Source organism: Methylosarcina fibrata AML-C10, assembly GCF_000372865.1.
GTDB lineage: Bacteria > Pseudomonadota > Gammaproteobacteria > Methylococcales > Methylomonadaceae > Methylosarcina > Methylosarcina fibrata.
Genome location: NZ_KB889965.1, coordinates 2,229,420 through 2,247,917, shown reverse-complemented (window position 1 = coordinate 2,247,917; position 18,498 = coordinate 2,229,420). Strand labels below are relative to the sequence as shown.

The following is an 18,498-nucleotide window of genomic DNA, read 5'->3' as shown; positions in this document are numbered from 1 at the left end:
CCTTCGAAATACCTCAATATGAATTTCATTGAACAACCGATTCAGCCTCTGCAACGACAATTCATGCCGATTGCGGCGGCCGGAGCGATGGCGTTATTTATCGGTGCAATCTATTTTTCCACCAGTCTGGCGATTATTCTATCGGCCGTGCTCGGCGCGCTCTGGCTGGCGACCGCTCAGTTCCTGGGGCTTCCGGCGCTGTTGAGGCGACAGCCCGTTGCGGCCTGGGCTCTGATATTATTCGGCTGTTTTTTGATCGGATTAGGCTACGGCAGCGCCACGGCCGATGAGGCCGTGTCGATGATAAAGAAATACCGGGAGTTGGTTTTTATGCCGGTGCTGTTGGCTTTTTTAACGACGCCCCGTTATCGCAGTTGGGCCTGGACAGCGTTCGTCATTGCTTCGGTCGTCACGCTGCTGGCTTCTTATTTGATCGACTGGGATGTTTTCGGCCTGAGTAGATTGGGCGAGCCCGCGGTCCCGGGCAAGCCCCGGGATCCGACGCTTAAAAGCCGGATTACTCACGGCATTGTGATTGCTTTTTTTTGTTTTTACTGTTTGCACAAATTTTACGACGGCGGCCGTTACGCGATACTTTATTTAATCGGAAGTTTGTTGTGTCTGTACAATCTGTTTTTTATGGTAGAAGGACGCACCGGGCAATTGATCGTGCTCGTATTGATCGCGTTGTTCGCCGTGCAGCGCTTGAACAAGCAGGGACGCTGGCTGGTCCTGCTTGCGCTGGTCGTTTTTCTTGGGCTTTTTCTCGGATTTTCCAAGAAGGCCGAAAGGATCAATGAAGGCTTCGCCAATACTCAGTCCTATTTGCAGAAACGGTCGGACCCAACCAGCACCTCCATGGGCCAGCGTTATACGTTCTGGAAACATTCCCTGAGGCTGATTGTCGAGAAGCCGTGGTTCGGTCACGGAACCGGCAGTTTTGCCGGGGAGTACCGCCGGGTGGCGGTCGGAGAAAAGGTGATGACTCAAAATCCGCATAACGAATTCATGATGATCGGAGTTCAGTTGGGTTTGTTCGGACTGATTCCGTATGCGGCTTTTTTTGCCGGTCAGTTTTATTGCTGGCGAGGCTTGCCCGAACAGGACAAGAGGCTGGCCCAGGGTCTTCTTGTTTCATTGTTGATCACCAGTCTGTTCAATACGCCCCTTTTCGACCATACCGAAGGCCATTGGTATATCGCGATGATCGCCTTGTGTTTCGCCGGTCTCGGCGCGGACGCAAGAGCTCGGGTGCCGCATGCTTAGCGTCATCCTCATCGTCAAGAATGAAGCGCTGCATATCGGTTCTTGCCTGGAATCGGTGGCCTGGGCCGATGAAATCATCGTACTCGACTCCGGCAGTGCCGATGAAACCGTCGCCGTTTGCTGGCAATATACTCCTCACGTCTACGAAACCGACTGGCCCGGATTCGGTGTCCAGAAACAGCGTGCCCTGGAAAAAGCCCGTGGCGATTGGGTGTTGTCGATCGATGCCGACGAGATCGTTACTCCGGAGTTGAGAGACGAAATCGAGCGGGCGATCCGGTCGGAGCGCTACAGCGGCTTCGAAATTCCCCGGTTGTCCCGCTATTGCGGCAAGCCCATGCATCACGGCGGCTGGTGGCCGGATTATGTGCTTCGCCTTTTTCGGCGCGAAAAAGGGCGCTTTACCGAGTCGGCGGTGCACGAACGCGTCCTGCTGCAAGGCGAAACCGGCCGGCTCAAGAATCCGTTGCTGCACAATGCGTTTGTTGATCTGGACGAGGTATTGCACAAGGTCAACAGCTACTCCTCGCTGGGGGCTCGGGTGCTGGCACAAAAAGGCGTCCGCTCTTCTTTGAGCAAAGCGGTGCTGAAGGCCGTCTGGACCTTTATTCGCACCTATTTCATCAAGGCTTCGGTGCTGGACGGACGCCATGGATTCATGCTGGCTGTTTCCAATGCCGAGGGCACTTATTATAAATACGTCAAACTGCTGGAATTACAGACTCGCAACCCCCTTCAGCGATGAATCCGATCTCCGTTATTGTCACTACCTATAACTGGCCCGAGGCGTTGACACTTTGCCTGGACAGCCTGTTTGCCCAGTCGGATCCGAATTTTGAAATCATTGTCGCCGATGATGGGTCGTCCGCAAACAATCTGGAAAAAACCCGGCGCTATGGTGAAAATGGAAAGATTCCGGTGCAGTACGTTCATCATGAGGACCAGGGCTTCCGGGCTGGAACGATCCGAAACAAGGCCGCTGCCAGAGCCAACGGCGATTATTTGCTGTTTGTCGACGGCGACTGTCTGATGCGCCCGGATTTTGTCGAGACCCACCGCCGCCTGGCGGAAGCCGGCTGTTTTGTTCCGGGCAACCGGATTCTGCTGAGCCGTGCTTTTACGGACCGGGTGCTCGGCGAAAGGCTGCCGCTTTATTCGAAACCGTGGCTTTATTTTCTGCCGTTGCGGCTTCTGGGTAAAATAAACCGGATCTCCGCCTTGATGAAATTGCCGCTGGGGCGGCTGCGGCATCTACAGCCCGCAAAATGGCAGAAGGCGATGACCTGCAATCTGGGCGTCTGGAAAAACGATTTTATCAAGGTGAACGGTTTCGACGAACTGTTCGAAGGCTGGGGTTATGAAGATTCGGATCTGGTGATCCGCCTGATCCATGCCGGCGTCAGGCGCAAGGAAGGGCGGTTTGCGGCGCCGGTCCTGCACTTATGGCATCCTCACCATGATAAAAGCCGACAGGACGTCAACTATCGGCGCTTGTTGGAACGCCTGGAGAAACAGGATCTGACAATGGCCGAGAAAGGCATCTCCCAGTATCTGTCTCCTTCTCTCATAAAATCCAAGGCTTTGGCCTAACGATGAAATCCAAAAAACAAAAGAACCACCAACCGGGCAGTGCACAGGTCTACAAACGGCTGCTGGCTTATGTCCGGCCGCACCGCGGGCTTTTTCTGATCAGTTTCATGGGCTTTCTGCTCTATTCAGGAACCCAGACTTTATTTGCGGCTCTGGTCAAACATATTATCGACACTCTGCAAACCGAAGCGAGGGAAGGCATGTATTATCTGCCGCTGCTGTTCAGCGGTTTGATCGTCGTTCACGGAATCGGCGCTTATCTGGGCAACTATTTTCTGGCCAAAGTGTCGACCAATGTGGTTCATGCGCTGCGCTGCCAGATTTTCGACAAGTATACCGAACTGCCTACCGCTTATTTCGATTCGAACAACAGCGGCTACATGATCGCCCGGATCACGAACAATGTCGGCGAAGTGACCAAGGCGACCACGGACGCGGTGCGCACGTTCGTGCGCGAAGGCTTGACCTCGGTGGGATTGATCATTTATCTGTTTTATACCAACTGGATGTTGTCGCTGGTGTTCGTCGGCATAACGCCGATTATCGTCGTGCTGGTGACCTACGTCAGCAGGCGGCTGCGCATGATCAGCAAGCGCATTCAGGAATCGATAGGCGACATGACCCACATCACTTCCGAATTGGTCGGCGGTCATCGCGTGGTGCGCAGTTACGGCGGTGAGACCTACGAACGCCGCCGTTTTCTGGAAAGCAGCCTGTATAACCGGCAGCAGTCGCTGAAACTGGCCACCACGCTGGCGATACACAACCCTTTGATGCAATTGATTATCGCGATCGCGCTGTCTTTTCTGATGTACATGGCGCTGTTTTTCATGCAGAAAGCCAGCGTCGGCGAATTTGTCGGCTATCTGACCGCGGCGTTTTTATTGCCAAGGCCGATCCGGCAACTGAGCGATGCGAACGGCGAAATTCAGAAAGGCATCGTGGCGGCCGAATCGCTGTTCGTCATCCTGGACGAAGCGGGCGAGGCGGATTCCGGCGACTACGAGGTCACAAGAAGCCAAGGGGCTCTGGAGTTTAAAAATCTGTCGTTCAAGTACGACGGCGCGAGCGATTGGGCTCTGAGGGACATCGACATTAAAATCGAGCCCGGCCAGACCGTCGCTTTGGTGGGGGCATCCGGAGGCGGCAAGAGTACTCTGGCCAATTTGATCCTGCGTTTCTATCCGCACGAGGCCGGCGAAATTTTGCTCGACGGGATCGAAATCAGCCGTTATAAACTGGCCAATCTGCGCCGGCAAATTGCGCTGGTAACCCAGCAGGTCATACTATTTAATGATACGATCGCCAATAACATTGCCTATGGCGCTTTGGCGGGCGCAGGCCGGGAGCAAATCGAAGCGGCCGCCCGCGATGCTTATGCGATGGAGTTTATAGATAAGCTGGATCAGGGGCTCGATACCGAAATCGGCGAAAACGGCGTCAAGCTGTCGGGGGGGCAACGGCAGCGTCTGGCATTGGCCAGGGCTTTGTTAAAGGATGCGCCGATACTGATTCTCGACGAAGCGACGTCGGCGCTCGATACCGAATCCGAACGCTATATTCAGGCGGCTTTGCACAAGGTAATGAGCAATCGCACGACGCTGGTGATCGCGCATCGGTTATCGACGATAGAAAACGCCGACATGATCCTGGTGATGGAGCATGGGCGCATCGCAGAGAGAGGCACGCATCAGCAATTGATTCAGCGCGGCGGTGTTTATGCCAGGTTGTATCAGATGCAGTTCAGCGAGCATTCCCGGCAGGACGAAAAGATTCTGATAGATGAAACGGATCCGCGTTAATTTTGAGAGGGCAATTTTTGAAAACATACCATTCAAAGCTTCGACCGCATCGAATTGGCGGCATTGATCGGGAAACAACGATCCGGAAGAAAGCTTGCGGGAGGCATTCGGTTTCATTATTGTATTCCAGGACTTTATCACAGGTATGTCCAGGAGGTGCCAAATGATCGCTAAGGCGCCTGATTTTGGCCGGGCTCGTATCATTGTCGTGGGCGACGTCATGCTGGACCGCTACTGGTCCGGGCACGCGGCGCGCATTTCTCCGGAAGCGCCGGTGCCGGTGGTGCGAGTCAAAAGCAGCGAAGAGCGAATCGGCGGGGCCGGCAATGTAGCGCTCAATATCGCCAAGCTCGGCGGCAAGGTGACGCTGCTCGGCGTCGTGGGCGACGATAAGGAAGGCGCTCTGCTGAAAGAAATGCTCGAGGCCGAAAACGTCCGCTGCGATTTTTTAACCATGGCAGCAACGCGCACGATATGCAAGCTGCGAATCATGGCTCAGCATCAGCAACTGATACGCCTTGATTTTGAAGATACGCCGATCGGCTTCGACTCCGGCGAATTGACGGCCAGGCTGCGTCGGCATTTGTCGGATCATGACGTGGTTGTTTTCTCCGATTACGCGAAAGGAACCCTGGCCGATGTTACAGCTTATATTGCCGCCGCCAAGCAGGCCGGGTTGAAAGTATTGGTCGATCCGAAAGGCGACGACTATCGGCGCTATGCCCGAGCGGACCTGATTACTCCGAACCTGGCTGAGTTTCTTGCTGTCGCCGGAACTTGCGCCGGCGAGCGGGACGTGCTGGAAAAAGGCCGGGATCTGCTGCGGCGGTGTCAATTGCAAGCCGTCTTGTTGACCCGGGGCGAAGCCGGCATGATGCTGATTCAGGAAACCGAGGAGCATTCTTTGCCTGCCCGGGCCAAAGACGTGTTCGACGTGACCGGCGCCGGAGATACGGTCATCGCCGTCATGTCGTTAGCCGTAGCCTTAAATCTGCCGTTGCCGGAAGCCATGTATCTGGCCAATCTGGCGGGCGGCATCGTCGTCGGCAAGCTGGGTACCTCGACGGTAACGCCGGAGGAGCTGACGCGCGCCATGCACGGCGACAAGGATTTGCTCTACGGCATCGTGTCCGAAGATGAACTGATGCATATCGTGGCCAGAGCAAAGGCCCATAACGAGCGGATCATCATGACCAACGGCTGTTTCGATCTTTTGCACGCGGGCCACGTCACCTATCTGGAGCAAGCCAAAGCTTTGGGAGACCGTTTGATCGTGGCGGTCAACTCGGATGCTTCGGTGAAAAAATTGAAAGGAGAATCGAGGCCGATCAATGGTTTGCAGGAGCGCATGATCGTGTTGTCGGCGCTGGCTTGTGTGGACTGGGTGGTGGCGTTCGAAGAAGAAACGCCTGAACGCTTGTATTGCCGCTTGTTGCCGGATGTCGTAGTCAAAGGCGGCGATTATACGCCCGATCAGGTGGCCGGAGCCGATTGCGTCGTCAAGGCGGGAGGCGAAGTCCGGATTTTGCAATTCGTCGACGGACAATCGACGACGGCGATGATTAACAAAGCGAGAGAAAATAGATGATCATAGTTACCGGTGGTGCGGGGTTTATCGGCAGTAATCTGGTGCGGGCGCTGAATGATCGCGGCGAAAAAGACATCGTGTTGGTCGATCATCTGGCTAACGGCCGGAAAATGCTTAATCTGGCCGATCTCGAAATTGCAGATTATTTCGATAAATCCGAATTCGTCCAAAAGTTTGAAACCCCTGGTTTTCTAAAGAACATAAAGGCTGTTTTTCACCAAGGGGCATGTTCTGCAACGACGGAATGGGACGGTCGTTTCGTGATGGAAAACAATTACGACTATTCAAAGCGCCTGCTCGATGGGTGCATCGCCAGGAATGCGCCGTTTCTTTATGCCTCGTCCGCTTCCGTTTACGGTAGCGGCCGTCACGGCTTTCGGGTGGATCGCCGGTGCGAACATCCGATCAATATGTATGCTTATTCGAAGTTTCAATTCGACCAATACGTGCGCAGGCTCCTCCCGGAAACTTCCATTCCGATCGTCGGCTTTCGTTATTTCAATGTCTACGGTCCACGGGAACAGCATAAAGGGGCGATGAGCAGCACTGCGTATCATTTCAATCGTCAGGTCATCGAACAAAAAAAAGCCCGGCTGTTCGAAGGCAGCGACGGCATGGCTGACGGCGAGCAAAGGCGCGATTTTATCCACGTCGGCGACGTGGTCGACGTGAACCTGTGGTTCTGGGATCATCCGGAACGCCGGGGCATCTATAATGTCGGCACCGGCAAAGCCGAAACCTTTAATGCCGTCGCGCAAGCGGTCATTGACTGGCATGGCGAAGGGGTCATTGAATACATTCCGTTCCCTGAGCATCTGAAAGGCGCTTATCAAAGTTATACTCAGGCCGATATTTCGGGCTTAAGAGAAGCCGGCTATGAAAAAGAATTTCTTACTGTAAAACAGGGGGTTGCGAAATATTTGGACTGGCTGAACGCGGATCTTGCGAATAAATTATAAGAAAAAAATTGATCTTTCTGTCGAGCTGCGTATAATGCGCATCTTTCTTTCAGTGGTGAGCTGGGAGGGGTCAGGGAGGCCGAAGAAAGAGGCAGGGAGGTCTTGACAGGGATTTTGGGTTGGTTATAATAGCCGGCTCGACAGGAGGTTGAAGGAATTGGAAGCCTTCAAGGAAGGCGAAAAAAGTCGACGGGGTGGTTGACAAAATGAAATGGCGGGTTATAATAGGCGGCTCGCTTCTCCTCTCCTGAAGAGGTTTTCGGAGAGAGGCGATAAATGAAAAAAGTCTTGACATATTGCAAAAGGTCTTTATAATAGTCGGACTCAACGGGGTGAAAACCTCACGCTCTTTAACAAAACGATCAAAATAATTTGTGTGGGTGCTTGTGATGAATGTCGGAGCAGTTGAAAAACATTCGACACAAGAACTTACGTTAATTCAAGTCATTTACGTTTGATTCTGACGTCGAGCCAAGATTGGTCACTGATCTTATTTAGTGGCAACAAAGATTGAACTGAAGAGTTTGATCATGGCTCAGATTGAACGCTGGCGGTATGCTTAACACATGCAAGTCGAACGGTAACAGGCCTTCGGGCGCTGACGAGTGGCGGACGGGTGCGTAACGCGTAGGAATCTGCCTGGTAGTGGGGGACAACTTGGGGAAACTCAAGCTAATACCGCATACGCCCTACGGGGGAAAGCGGGGGACCTTCGGGCCTCGCGCTATCAGATGAGCCTGCGTTGGATTAGCTAGTTGGTAGGGTAAAGGCCTACCAAGGCGACGATCCATAGCTGGTCTGAGAGGACGATCAGCCACACTGGGACTGAGACACGGCCCAGACTCCTACGGGAGGCAGCAGTGGGGAATATTGGACAATGGGCGCAAGCCTGATCCAGCAATACCGCGTGTGTGAAGAAGGCCTGAGGGTTGTAAAGCACTTTTAATCGGGAGGAAAACCTGTCGGCCAATACCCGGCAGCTTGACATTACCGATAGAAAAAGCACCGGCTAACTCCGTGCCAGCAGCCGCGGTAATACGGAGGGTGCAAGCGTTAATCGGAATTACTGGGCGTAAAGCGTGCGTAGGCGGCCGTTTAAGTCAGATGTGAAAGCCCCGGGCTTAACCTGGGAACTGCATTTGATACTGGAGGGCTAGAGTTTAATAGAGGGGAGTGGAATTTCCGGTGTAGCGGTGAAATGCGTAGAGATCGGAAGGAACACCAGTGGCGAAGGCGACTCCCTGGATTAAAACTGACGCTGAGGTACGAAAGCGTGGGTAGCAAACAGGATTAGATACCCTGGTAGTCCACGCCGTAAACGATGTCAACTAGCCGTTGGTCTTATTGATAAGATTAGTGGCGCAGCTAACGCATTAAGTTGACCGCCTGGGGAGTACGGCCGCAAGGTTAAAACTCAAATGAATTGACGGGGGCCCGCACAAGCGGTGGAGCATGTGGTTTAATTCGATGCAACGCGAAGAACCTTACCACCCCTTGACATCCAGAGAATCTGTGAGAGATCGTAGAGTGCCTTCGGGAGCTCTGAGACAGGTGCTGCATGGCTGTCGTCAGCTCGTGTCGTGAGATGTTGGGTTAAGTCCCGTAACGAGCGCAACCCTTATCCTTAGTTGCCAACAGTTCGGCTGGGAACTCTAGGGAGACTGCCGGTGATAAACCGGAGGAAGGTGGGGACGACGTCAAGTCATCATGGCCCTTATGGGGTGGGCTACACACGTGCTACAATGGCCGGTACAGAGGGCAGCCAGCTCGCGAGAGTCAGCAAATCCCACAAAGCCGGTCCTAGTCCGGATTGCAGTCTGCAACTCGACTGCATGAAGTCGGAATCGCTAGTAATCGCGAATCAGAATGTCGCGGTGAATACGTTCCCGGGCCTTGTACACACCGCCCGTCACACCATGGGAGTGGGTTGCAAAAGAAGTAGGTAGTCTAACCTTCGGGAGGGCGCTTACCACTTTGTGATTCATGACTGGGGTGAAGTCGTAACAAGGTAGCCCTAGGGGAACCTGGGGCTGGATCACCTCCTTACAAAGACGCCCGACGCGTCATGAGCATCCACAACAAATTATTTTGATCTAAGAGAAATGAGCCTGGGCCTGTAGCTCAGTTGGTTAGAGCGCACCCCTGATAAGGGTGAGGTCGGAGGTTCAAGTCCTCCTAGGCCCACCATCTTTGCATGAACGCAAGCAAGTGCATGTAAAGACCGGAAGACGGGCTAGGGAACCTGGAATACTGGGGCCATAGCTCAGCTGGGAGAGCGCCTGCCTTGCACGCAGGAGGTCAGGAGTTCGATCCTCCTTGGCTCCACCATCAATTCCATAAGGTTTTGCGAAGGGTAACTTCGGATAAAAGACTTTATCGAATTGATGCAGAAACGTATCGATAGCTCTTTAACAAAGTGGAAATCTGTAACAAAGTCATGACGCCGTATCACTGCGGTGAAGTGACTGACGAGTTCGAGTGAACGGATACGGGGAAGCGTGTGGGATTCGTAAGGAATCTCGGCATGGGGAAGCCGTAGAAGGGAATACGAACCCGTTCTCAAGCAGAACAAGCGAAAATGTCAGCTGACTGATAACTTCAGACTTATTGGGGTTATATGGTCAAGTGAATAAGCGCATACGGTGGATGCCTAGGCAGTAAGAGGCGATGAAGGACGTTGTAGCATGCGAAAAGCCGCGGGGAGTTTGCAAACACACCCTGATCCGCGGATGTCCGAATGGGGAAACCCGGCTTGCATCAGCAAGTCATCCTGCACTGAATACATAGGTGCTGGAAGCGAACCCGGAGAACTGAAACATCTAAGTACCCGGAGGAAAAGAAATCAACCGAGATTCCCTTAGTAGCGGCGAGCGAACGGGGAGTAGCCCTTAAGCGTCGATTCGATTAGTGGAATGGTCTGGAAAGTCCAGCGATACCGGGTGATAGCCCCGTACACGAAAATGGGTTCGATGTGAAAACGAGTAGGTCGGAGCACGTGAAACTTTGACTGAAGATGGGGGGACCATCCTCCAAGGCTAAATACTCCTTACTGACCGATAGTGAACCAGTACCGTGAGGGAAAGGCGAAAAGAACCGAGGAGATCGGAGTGAAATAGATCCTGAAACCGTATGCGTACAAGCAGTGGAAGCCCCTTTGTGGGGTGACTGCGTACCTTTTGTATAATGGGTCAGCGACTTAATCTCAGTGGCAAGCTTAACCGAATAGGGGAGGCGTAGCGAAAGCGAGTCTGAACAGGGCGTTCAGTCGCTGGGATTAGACCCGAAACCGGGCGATCTATCCATGGCCAGGCTGAAGGTGAGGTAATACTTACTGGAGGGCCGAACCCACATCTGTTGAAAAAGATGGGGATGAGCTGTGGATTGGAGTGAAAGGCTAATCAAGCTCGGAGATAGCTGGTTCTCCTCGAAAGCTATTTAGGTAGCGCCTCGTGTATCACTGTTGGGGGTAGAGCACTGTTTCGGCTAGGGGGTCATCTCGACTTACCAACCCGATGCAAACTCCGAATACCAACAAGTGCGAGCACGGGAGACACACGGCGGGTGATAAGGTCCGTCGTGAAAAGGGAAACAGCCCAGACCGTCAGCTAAGGTCCCAAAATCACTGCTCAGTGGGAAACGATGTGAGAAGGCCCAGACAGCCAGGAGGTTGGCTTAGAAGCAGCCACCCTTTAAAGAAAGCGTAATAGCTCACTGGTCGAGTCGGCTTGCGCGGAAGATTTACCGGGGCTAAGCAGTGTACCGAAGCTACGGGTGCATCGTAAGATGCGCGGTAGAGGAGCGTTCCGTACGCCTGCGAAGGTCGATTGAGAAGTCGGCTGGAGGTATCGGAAGTGCGAATGCTGACATGAGTAACGATAATCAGGGTGAAAAACCCTGACGCCGAAAACCCAAGGTTTCCTGCGCAACGCTAATCGACGCAGGGTTAGTCGGTACCTAAGGCGAGGCCGAAAGGCGTAGTCGATGGAAAACAGGTTAATATTCCTGTACCGGTCGTAACTGCGATGGGGTGACGGAGAAGGCTAGGTTGGCTGCCTGTTGGAATAGGTAGTTTAAGCTGGTAGGGAGAGTGCTTAGGCAAATCCGGGCGCTCAATCCTGAGAAGTGATGACGAGTTGCTCCTCGGAGCGACGAAGTAATTGATGCCCTGCTTCCAAGAAAAACCTCTAAGCTTCAGGTTACGAGTGGCCGTACTCGAAACCGACACAGGTGGGTGGGATGAAAATTCTAAGGCGCTTGAGAGAACTCGGCTGAAGGAACTAGGCAAAATGGTACCGTAACTTCGGGATAAGGTACGCCTTTGTTAGGTGAAGTGACTTGCTCATGGAGCCGAGAAAGGTAGCATAAAATTGGTGGCTGCGACTGTTTAGCAAAAACATAGCACTCTGCAAACACGAAAGTGGACGTATAGGGTGTGACGCCTGCCCGGTGCTGGAAGGTTAATTGATGGGGTTAGCGTAAGCGAAGCTCTTGATCGAAGCCCCAGTAAACGGCGGCCGTAACTATAACGGTCCTAAGGTAGCGAAATTCCTTGTCGGGTAAGTTCCGACCTGCACGAATGGCGTAACGATGGCCACACTGTCTCCAGCCGAGACTCAGTGAAATTGAAATTGCTGTGAAGATGCAGTATACCCGCGGCTAGACGGAAAGACCCCGTGAACCTTTACTATAGCTTGACACTGGACTTTGAATCGACTTGTGTAGGATAGGTGGGAGGCTGTGAAGCCGGAGCGCCAGCTCTGGTGGAGCCAACCTTGAAATACCACCCTGGTTTATTTGAAGTTCTAACCTGGCCCCCTGATCGGGGGTGGGGACAGTGTCTGGTGGGTAGTTTGACTGGGGCGGTCTCCTCCCAAAGAGTAACGGAGGAGCACGAAGGTACCCTCAGCATGGTCGGAAATCATGCAATGAGTGCAATGGCATAAGGGTGCTTGACTGCGAGACGGACAGGTCGAGCAGGTACGAAAGTAGGTCATAGTGATCCGGTGGTTCTGAATGGAAGGGCCATCGCTCAACGGATAAAAGGTACTCCGGGGATAACAGGCTGATACCGCCCAAGAGTTCATATCGACGGCGGTGTTTGGCACCTCGATGTCGGCTCATCACATCCTGGGGCTGAAGCAGGTCCCAAGGGTATGGCTGTTCGCCATTTAAAGTGGTACGCGAGCTGGGTTCAGAACGTCGTGAGACAGTTCGGTCCCTATCTGCCGTGGGCGTTTGAGATTTGAGGGAAGCTGCTCCTAGTACGAGAGGACCGGAGTGGACGTTCCTCTGGTGTTCCGGTTGTCACGCCAGTGGCATGGCCGGGTAGCTATGAACGGACAGGATAACCGCTGAAAGCATCTAAGCGGGAAGCCCCTCCCAAGATGAGATCTCACTGGGACTTGAAGTCCCCTAAAGGGCCCTGGGAGACCACCAGGTTGATAGGCACGGTGTGGAAGCCCAGTAATGGGTGCAGCTAACGTGTACTAATTGCCCGTGAGGCTTGACCATATAACACCCAATCGGTTTGGGTGGACTGAAGAAGACACCTTCAGGAACAGCTGACGCTTTGAAGCGAGAGAACCGACTGTTACAGATTTCCAAGGCCGGGCGAGAGCCCCGCCGAAGGTTGACCCGCATCGTCAACCGCACCCGTTTGCTTGGTGACCATAGCGAGCGTGAACCACCCGATCCCATCCCGAACTCGGAAGTGAAACCGCTTAGCGCCGATGATAGTGCGACAGGTTGTCGTGCGAAAGTAGGGAATCGCCAAGCGCTTAATCCCAAACCCAGAGAGCTCCCGCTCCCTGGGTTTTTTTTTCGCCTGAAAAAAAACCTTTAGGCGGCCCGGGTTCGGAACAAATTCTCCAAGCTTCGATATCAGGTTTTTCAGAAATACACTCAAGAATCGTGTAAATGAACAGCCAACCAAAAGGTCTCCCTGTCCGGAGGAGTCCATTCCACCCGATGCCGAGTGTGCGCGGGGATCAACAAATGATCGCCGGCAGTCAGCGTGATCATAGACATTGGCTGTTCATATTGCAGAACGGCCTCTCCCTGAAGCAATAACACCCATTCGTCCCAAGCTTGATCATACCATTGGCCTTCGGGTGTCTTGTGTCCCCTGGAAATAATTCTTTCTATATGGACATGGTCCCGCTTCAGGAGAATATCGAAAAATTCCTCGGACAGCCGATTTGGAATATCGGTAAAAATATTTTGGCATTCCTCGGCCATTTATACACCTTTTATTGTTACGAAACAGAGCAGAAGCCGGGACAGGTTATCGGCATCCTCATACTGCGACATCAAGCAAAAATAACACTTCTTGACGAGAGTTTGCAATAATGAGTCATTGATGAGAAGGCCGTTTGCATACGGGCTTTTCTCATACAAAGTACCACTCCGTACTTCAGATTCTGTCTCACGACTTGCAGATATTGGAACGTTTAAACATGCTGGGAGCCCTGGTCCGTTTTTCCATACGTTATTATGGTGTTGTTATCGCGCTTGCCGTACTGATTCTTGTTTATGGCGTATTTCGATTTACTTCGGCCGGTCTGGATATTTTTCCCGAATTTTCACCGAAGCAGGTGATTATTCAAACCGAAACTCCGGGATTTTCAGCGGAGCAGGTTGAAGTATTGGTCACTCGCCCCATCGAAATGTCCATCAGCGGCTTGATCGGCCTGGATACGGTGCGGTCGGAGTCCATTCAGGGATTATCCATTGTCACGGCCAACTTTGCCGAAAATACCGAGGTCTACCGCAATCGTCAATTAATCAGCGAGCGGCTGGCCGCCTTGACGGGACGCTTGCCGCCCGGCATCACGCCGATTGCGGTGCCGTTGTCGTCGTCTTCGGCCACCGTCCTAACCATCGGGTTGAATTCGGATAAAAAGGATCTCATGGCGCTGCGTAATCTGGTCGACGCAACGTTGGTTCCGCATTTATTGGCCGTTCCCGGCGTAGCGGACGTCAATGTATTCGGAGGAGCGGTCCAGCAATTGCAGATCCAGGTGGATCCTGTACAACTTTATCGGTTTAACCTTTCTCTGGATGAAATTATTCGGGCTGCGGCTCAGGCCGGCCACCTGCAGGGCGGCGGGTTTATTGAAAATCAGAATCAACGCTTTACTCTGCAGGTCACCGGGGCTCCCACGACTCCCGAGCTCTTCGGCAAGATTATCGTTAAATCCCATCAAGGCCGTACGGTTACCCTCGGAGAAATCGCCACGATAGCCTATGCTCCCGAACCGCCGATAAGTGCAGCACAAATTATAGGCAAACCGGGCGTCGTTCTGATGGTGATTGGGCAATACGGCGCCAATACGCTCTCGGTTTCCAGGCAGGTGGAAGCCGCGCTGGAGAAGTTTGACGGTCTGTTTCGTCGCCAGGGCATCACGTTTTATCCTCATCTGTTCCGGCCCGCCGATTATATTGAAAAGTCTTTTTCGAATTTATCCGGACATTTATTGATTGGCGGCTTGTTTGTACTGGTCGTGTTATATCTGTTTCTTTACAATTTTCGTACCGCTCTGATTTCCGCGTTAGCCATTCCGGTTTCTTTGGTAAGCGCCGTGATCGTACTGCTCGAAGCCGGCGTCAATTTGAATATCATGGTGCTGGGCGGGCTCGCCATCGCGCTGGGCGAAGTGGTCGATGACGCGATTATCGACACCGAAAACATTTTCCGCAGATTACGGGAAAATCGTCTTGCCGGCCAGCCGAGGCCGGTGCATGAAGTTGTGTATACTGCTTCCCTGGAAGTGCGAAATTCAATGGTCTATGCCACTTTTATCGTGGCTCTGGTGTTCGTGCCTTTATTGACCTTGCCCGGTGTCGCGGGCCGCTTGTTTGCGCCGCTCGGCTATTCCTACATTCTGGCGATTTTGGCTTCCCTGCTGGTCGCGCTGACGCTGACTCCGGCGCTCTGTCATGTACTGCTGGCCAAATCTTCCAAAGAGATGCGCGAACCGCCTTTGATTCGATATCTGCTGCCACGTTATCGTAAAGCGATTCATGCCGTGTATCGTCGCTTTTATTGGATCCTGGCCGGCTGTGCGATCGCTTGCGTCCTGGCGGTGTTCGGATTTACGACATTGAAGAGCCAGTTTTTGCCCGATCTTCGGGAAGGGCATTTTATTGTCCACACCAGCAGCCTTCCCGGCACCTCCTTGCAGGAATCGATCCGGATCGGGAAACAATTAACGACGCAGCTTTTGCAAATACCCGGCATCGAGTCGGTATCGCAATGGGCGGGCCGTGCCGAGCGGGGCGCCGATACTTACGGCAGCCATTACAGCGAGTACGAAGTGCGGCTGCAATCGTTGTCGGGCTCGGGGCAACAAGAAATTCTAGAGCGCATTCGAGCAATTCTGACCGATTTCCCCGGCATTTCTTTCGAGGCCAACACCTTTTTAACGGAACGGATCGATGAAACCATTTCAGGCTATACGGCCCCGGTCGTGGTGAATATTTATGGCAGTGATTTAAACGAGCTGGACCTGAAAGCCCGGCGGATTGCAAAACTGATGAGCGGCATCGACGGCGCTGCCGACGTGCAGGTACGTTCACCTCCCGCTACACCGATGCTCCAGGTGGCCATGAATCTGGATCGGCTCAGATTTTGGGGAGTCACGCCCAAAGCGGTGATCGATACCTTGCGGGCCGCTTATGAAACCGAGGTGGTCGGACGTAAATTCGAAGGCAATAGAGTGATCGATATCGCTGTGGCGCTTGCGCCGAAACTTAGGGAACAATCCGAATCGCTCGCGCAGTTGCCGATCAGGACCGAAGAAGGCAAATTGATAGCCATGCAGCAGATTGCGGATATTCACCCCATGCTGAGCCGGTACAATATTCTTCATCAAGGATCGCAGCGCCGGCAAACCGTGACTTGTAAAGTCATCGGTCAAGACCTCGATGCGTTCATGCAAACGTTGAAATCCCGCCTGTCAAGGGACGAGTCGATCGCCGGCGACAGCTACATGGAATTTACCGGAGCCGCTGTCGAACAGGCTCAGGCGCGCAGGGATCTGATCATTCATTCCCTGTTCGCCGGCATCGGCATTCTGATCATGATCTATCTGGCCATCGGCAGCGTTCGGCACGTTGCCCTGACTTTATGCAATTTGCCGTTTGCCCTGATCGGCGGCGTCGCTGCCGTCGTACTGACCCAGGCGACGTTGTCGGTGGGCTCCGTGGTCGGCTTCGTGACCTTGTTCGGCATTACCGTGCGCAACAGTATCATGCTGCTGTCGCATTACCGGCATTTAACCGAGGTCGAAGGGAAAAGCTGGAATCTGGCCACCGCCGTTCAGGGGGCTCAGGAGCGGCTTCCGTCCATTTTGATGACCGGCCTGGTGACGGCCCTGGCCATGTTTCCGATTGCCTTTAACAGCGACAATCCGGGCCGGGAAATAATGGGGCCGATGGCGACGATCATCATCGGCGGCCTGGTTTCGTCGACCGTTCTGAATTTATTGTTATTGCCGGGCATGTTAGTCAAATACGGTAAATTCGAACGGCGAGAAAATGCTTCTTCAAGAAGCTCAAACGGCATTCAATGAGACGAAAGATCATGAACAAGATGAATTCATCCACATCGGCCGCGGCAACGGTTTTTACCTACCACGAACGCAGCAAGCATCATACGGAGCGTTACGCGCCGGGGCCGGGGTATCTGGACTGGTCCGATCAACCGAACCCGTTCCGGCGTTTTACCGGTTGCGAAAAAGTACCGTTGCCGCGGCCCGGAGCGGAACTGACCGTGCCGTTCGCTCAACTGGATCATTCGGCAACTCTTCCCGGTCGACCGCTGGATCTGTCGAGCCTGGGATTGTTGCTGGAACTGTCCTTCGGGTTGTCGGCCTGGAAACAATACGGCTCCGACCGCTGGGCGCTGCGCTGCAATCCGTCGAGCGGCAATCTGCATCCTACCGAAGCTTACGTCATCCATACGGCAGACTCCTTCTTGCCGGCCGGCGTGTATCATTATGTAAGCCACGATCATGTACTGGAAAAACGTTGCGATCTTTCCCTAAATCTGCCGAGCGATGATTTTTTTATCGCCCTGACGTCGATCCATTGGCGGGAGGCATGGAAGTACGGCGAACGCGCCTACCGCTATTGTCAGCACGACATCGGCCATGCCCTGGGGGCTTTGCGCTATGCCGCCGCGGTGTTGGGCTGGTCTTTGGAGCTGATGGCCGAAAGCGGCGACGAGGAATTAAGCCGCTTGCTGGGACTGGACCGGCCCGGAGACTTTCACGAGCTGGAAGAAGAATCGCCCGATCTGATTTGCCGCCTTCGGATGGCCCAGGATACGGCCGAGGCTACGACGGTCGCGCACTTGCTGGAGAATGTCCGGCAGGCGGAATGGCATGGGCACGCCGACCGGCTCAGTGGGTTTCACCGCCATCGTTGGCCGGTGATCGACGAAGTCGCACAAGCGGCGCGCAAGCCGGGCACCAGGGAGCCGGATTATCGGCCGCCCACGCATTCTTTTACCCCAAGCTCCTGCACGAAGGCCGCTACCGGCATTCTACGTCAACGCCGCAGCGCGCAGCGTTTCGATGCCGTGACTTATCTGCCTCAGGCCGATTTCGAACGGATGCTGAGTGCGGTCGGTGCGGCGCGCCCGATTCCCTTTGACGTCTGGCGCTGGCCGCCGCGTGTCCACTTATTGTTGTTCGTGCACCGGGTGGAAAGTCTCGAGCCCGGTTTATATCTGCTGCCCCGTTCTCACGAAGCGGAGCCTGGCTTGCGCAAGGCCATTCAGGAAGAGTTCGAGTGGCTGGCCGTTACTTACGAGGAAGAGGCCCCGCCGCTCTACCGTTTGGTTTCGGCCGACTGTCGGCGAGCCGCCAAAATCCTATCTTGCCATCAGGATATTGCCGGCGACGGCGCGTTCAGCCTGGGCATGCTTGCGGAATTTCAGCGGCCGGTCAGCGAAGCGCCCTGGCGCTACCGCCATTTGTTCTGGGAAACCGGACTGATCGGCCAGGCGCTCTATCTGGAAGCGGAAGCCGCGGGCGTGCGCGGCACCGGCATCGGTTGCTTCTTCGACGACGGCGTGCACGGCCTTCTCGGGCTTCAGTACAATGCTTTCCAGAGTCTGTATCACTTCACCGTCGGCGGACCGGTCGAGGACCTGCGGTTGCAATCGCTGCCGCCTTACGCTCATCTGGAAACGCACGCAAGGGAGTGAGGAAGAAAATTTCCGGATAAGTTTCCGCAGTTTCATAAAGAGAAAAATCGAGCCGCCCGTTATTGATCCATGAAAGCTGGC

Annotated in this window: 9 protein-coding genes, 2 tRNA genes and 3 rRNA genes; 13 read left to right on the top strand and 1 reads right to left on the bottom strand. The window is 53.9% G+C overall.

Annotated elements, in window-relative coordinates:
- The first annotated feature begins 18 nt into the window (after positions 1 to 18).
- From A3OW_RS0110705 to rrf, 11 genes are all read left to right on the top strand, one after another.
- Positions 19 to 1,266: an O-antigen ligase family protein gene (locus A3OW_RS0110705; RefSeq protein ID WP_020563436.1), complete on the top strand. Its 1,248-nt coding sequence runs from the start codon at positions 19 to 21 to the stop codon at positions 1,264 to 1,266.
- Positions 1,259 to 2,011, top strand: coding sequence for a glycosyltransferase family 2 protein (locus A3OW_RS0110700; protein WP_020563435.1), 753 nt, complete (start codon positions 1,259 to 1,261; stop codon positions 2,009 to 2,011). The genes A3OW_RS0110705 and A3OW_RS0110700 overlap by 8 nt, the downstream gene beginning before the upstream one ends.
- Positions 2,008 to 2,856: a glycosyltransferase family 2 protein gene (locus A3OW_RS0110695; protein ID WP_020563434.1), complete on the top strand. Its 849-nt coding sequence runs from the start codon at positions 2,008 to 2,010 to the stop codon at positions 2,854 to 2,856. The genes A3OW_RS0110700 and A3OW_RS0110695 overlap by 4 nt, the downstream gene beginning before the upstream one ends.
- A gap of 2 nt (positions 2,857 to 2,858) precedes the next feature.
- Positions 2,859 to 4,658: a lipid A export permease/ATP-binding protein MsbA gene (gene msbA / locus A3OW_RS0110690; protein ID WP_020563433.1), complete on the top strand. Its 1,800-nt coding sequence runs from the start codon at positions 2,859 to 2,861 to the stop codon at positions 4,656 to 4,658.
- A gap of 163 nt (positions 4,659 to 4,821) precedes the next feature.
- Entirely contained in the window at positions 4,822 to 6,246 is a 1,425-nt protein-coding gene (hldE, locus tag A3OW_RS0110685; protein ID WP_020563432.1) for a bifunctional D-glycero-beta-D-manno-heptose-7-phosphate kinase/D-glycero-beta-D-manno-heptose 1-phosphate adenylyltransferase HldE, read from the top strand.
- Complete coding sequence (rfaD, locus tag A3OW_RS0110680) at positions 6,243 to 7,205, top strand: ADP-glyceromanno-heptose 6-epimerase (RefSeq protein ID WP_020563431.1); 963 nt, start codon at positions 6,243 to 6,245, stop codon at positions 7,203 to 7,205. The genes hldE and rfaD overlap by 4 nt, the downstream gene beginning before the upstream one ends.
- A 512-nt stretch (positions 7,206 to 7,717) precedes the next feature.
- Positions 7,718 to 9,251 (top strand): 16S ribosomal RNA (locus tag A3OW_RS0110675).
- 64 nt (positions 9,252 to 9,315) lie between these two features.
- Positions 9,316 to 9,392: transfer RNA gene (locus tag A3OW_RS0110670), tRNA-Ile, on the top strand.
- Positions 9,393 to 9,457: 65 nt separating this feature from the next.
- A tRNA-Ala gene (locus tag A3OW_RS0110665) sits at positions 9,458 to 9,533 on the top strand.
- A gap of 291 nt (positions 9,534 to 9,824) precedes the next feature.
- Positions 9,825 to 12,716 (top strand): 23S ribosomal RNA (locus A3OW_RS0110660).
- A 148-nt stretch (positions 12,717 to 12,864) separates the two neighbouring features.
- Positions 12,865 to 12,980, top strand: a 5S ribosomal RNA gene (rrf, locus tag A3OW_RS0110655).
- Together the 16S, 23S and 5S rRNA genes with 2 tRNA genes alongside form the textbook arrangement of a ribosomal RNA operon.
- 126 nt (positions 12,981 to 13,106) lie before the next feature.
- Here the strand turns inward: rrf and A3OW_RS0110650 are convergent.
- Positions 13,107 to 13,442: a cupin domain-containing protein gene (locus tag A3OW_RS0110650; RefSeq protein ID WP_020563430.1), complete on the bottom strand. Its 336-nt coding sequence runs from the start codon at positions 13,440 to 13,442 to the stop codon at positions 13,107 to 13,109.
- Between the two features lie 218 nt (positions 13,443 to 13,660).
- Here A3OW_RS0110650 and A3OW_RS0110645 point away from each other — a divergent pair, with 218 nt between their 5' ends.
- Positions 13,661 to 16,777, top strand: coding sequence for an efflux RND transporter permease subunit (locus A3OW_RS0110645; RefSeq protein ID WP_020563429.1), 3,117 nt, complete (start codon positions 13,661 to 13,663; stop codon positions 16,775 to 16,777).
- A 20-nt stretch (positions 16,778 to 16,797) separates the two neighbouring features.
- Positions 16,798 to 18,417, top strand: a complete 1,620-nt coding sequence (locus A3OW_RS0110640; protein ID WP_033412430.1) for a SagB/ThcOx family dehydrogenase — start codon at positions 16,798 to 16,800, stop codon at positions 18,415 to 18,417.
- Positions 18,418 to 18,498 lie beyond the last annotated feature (81 nt).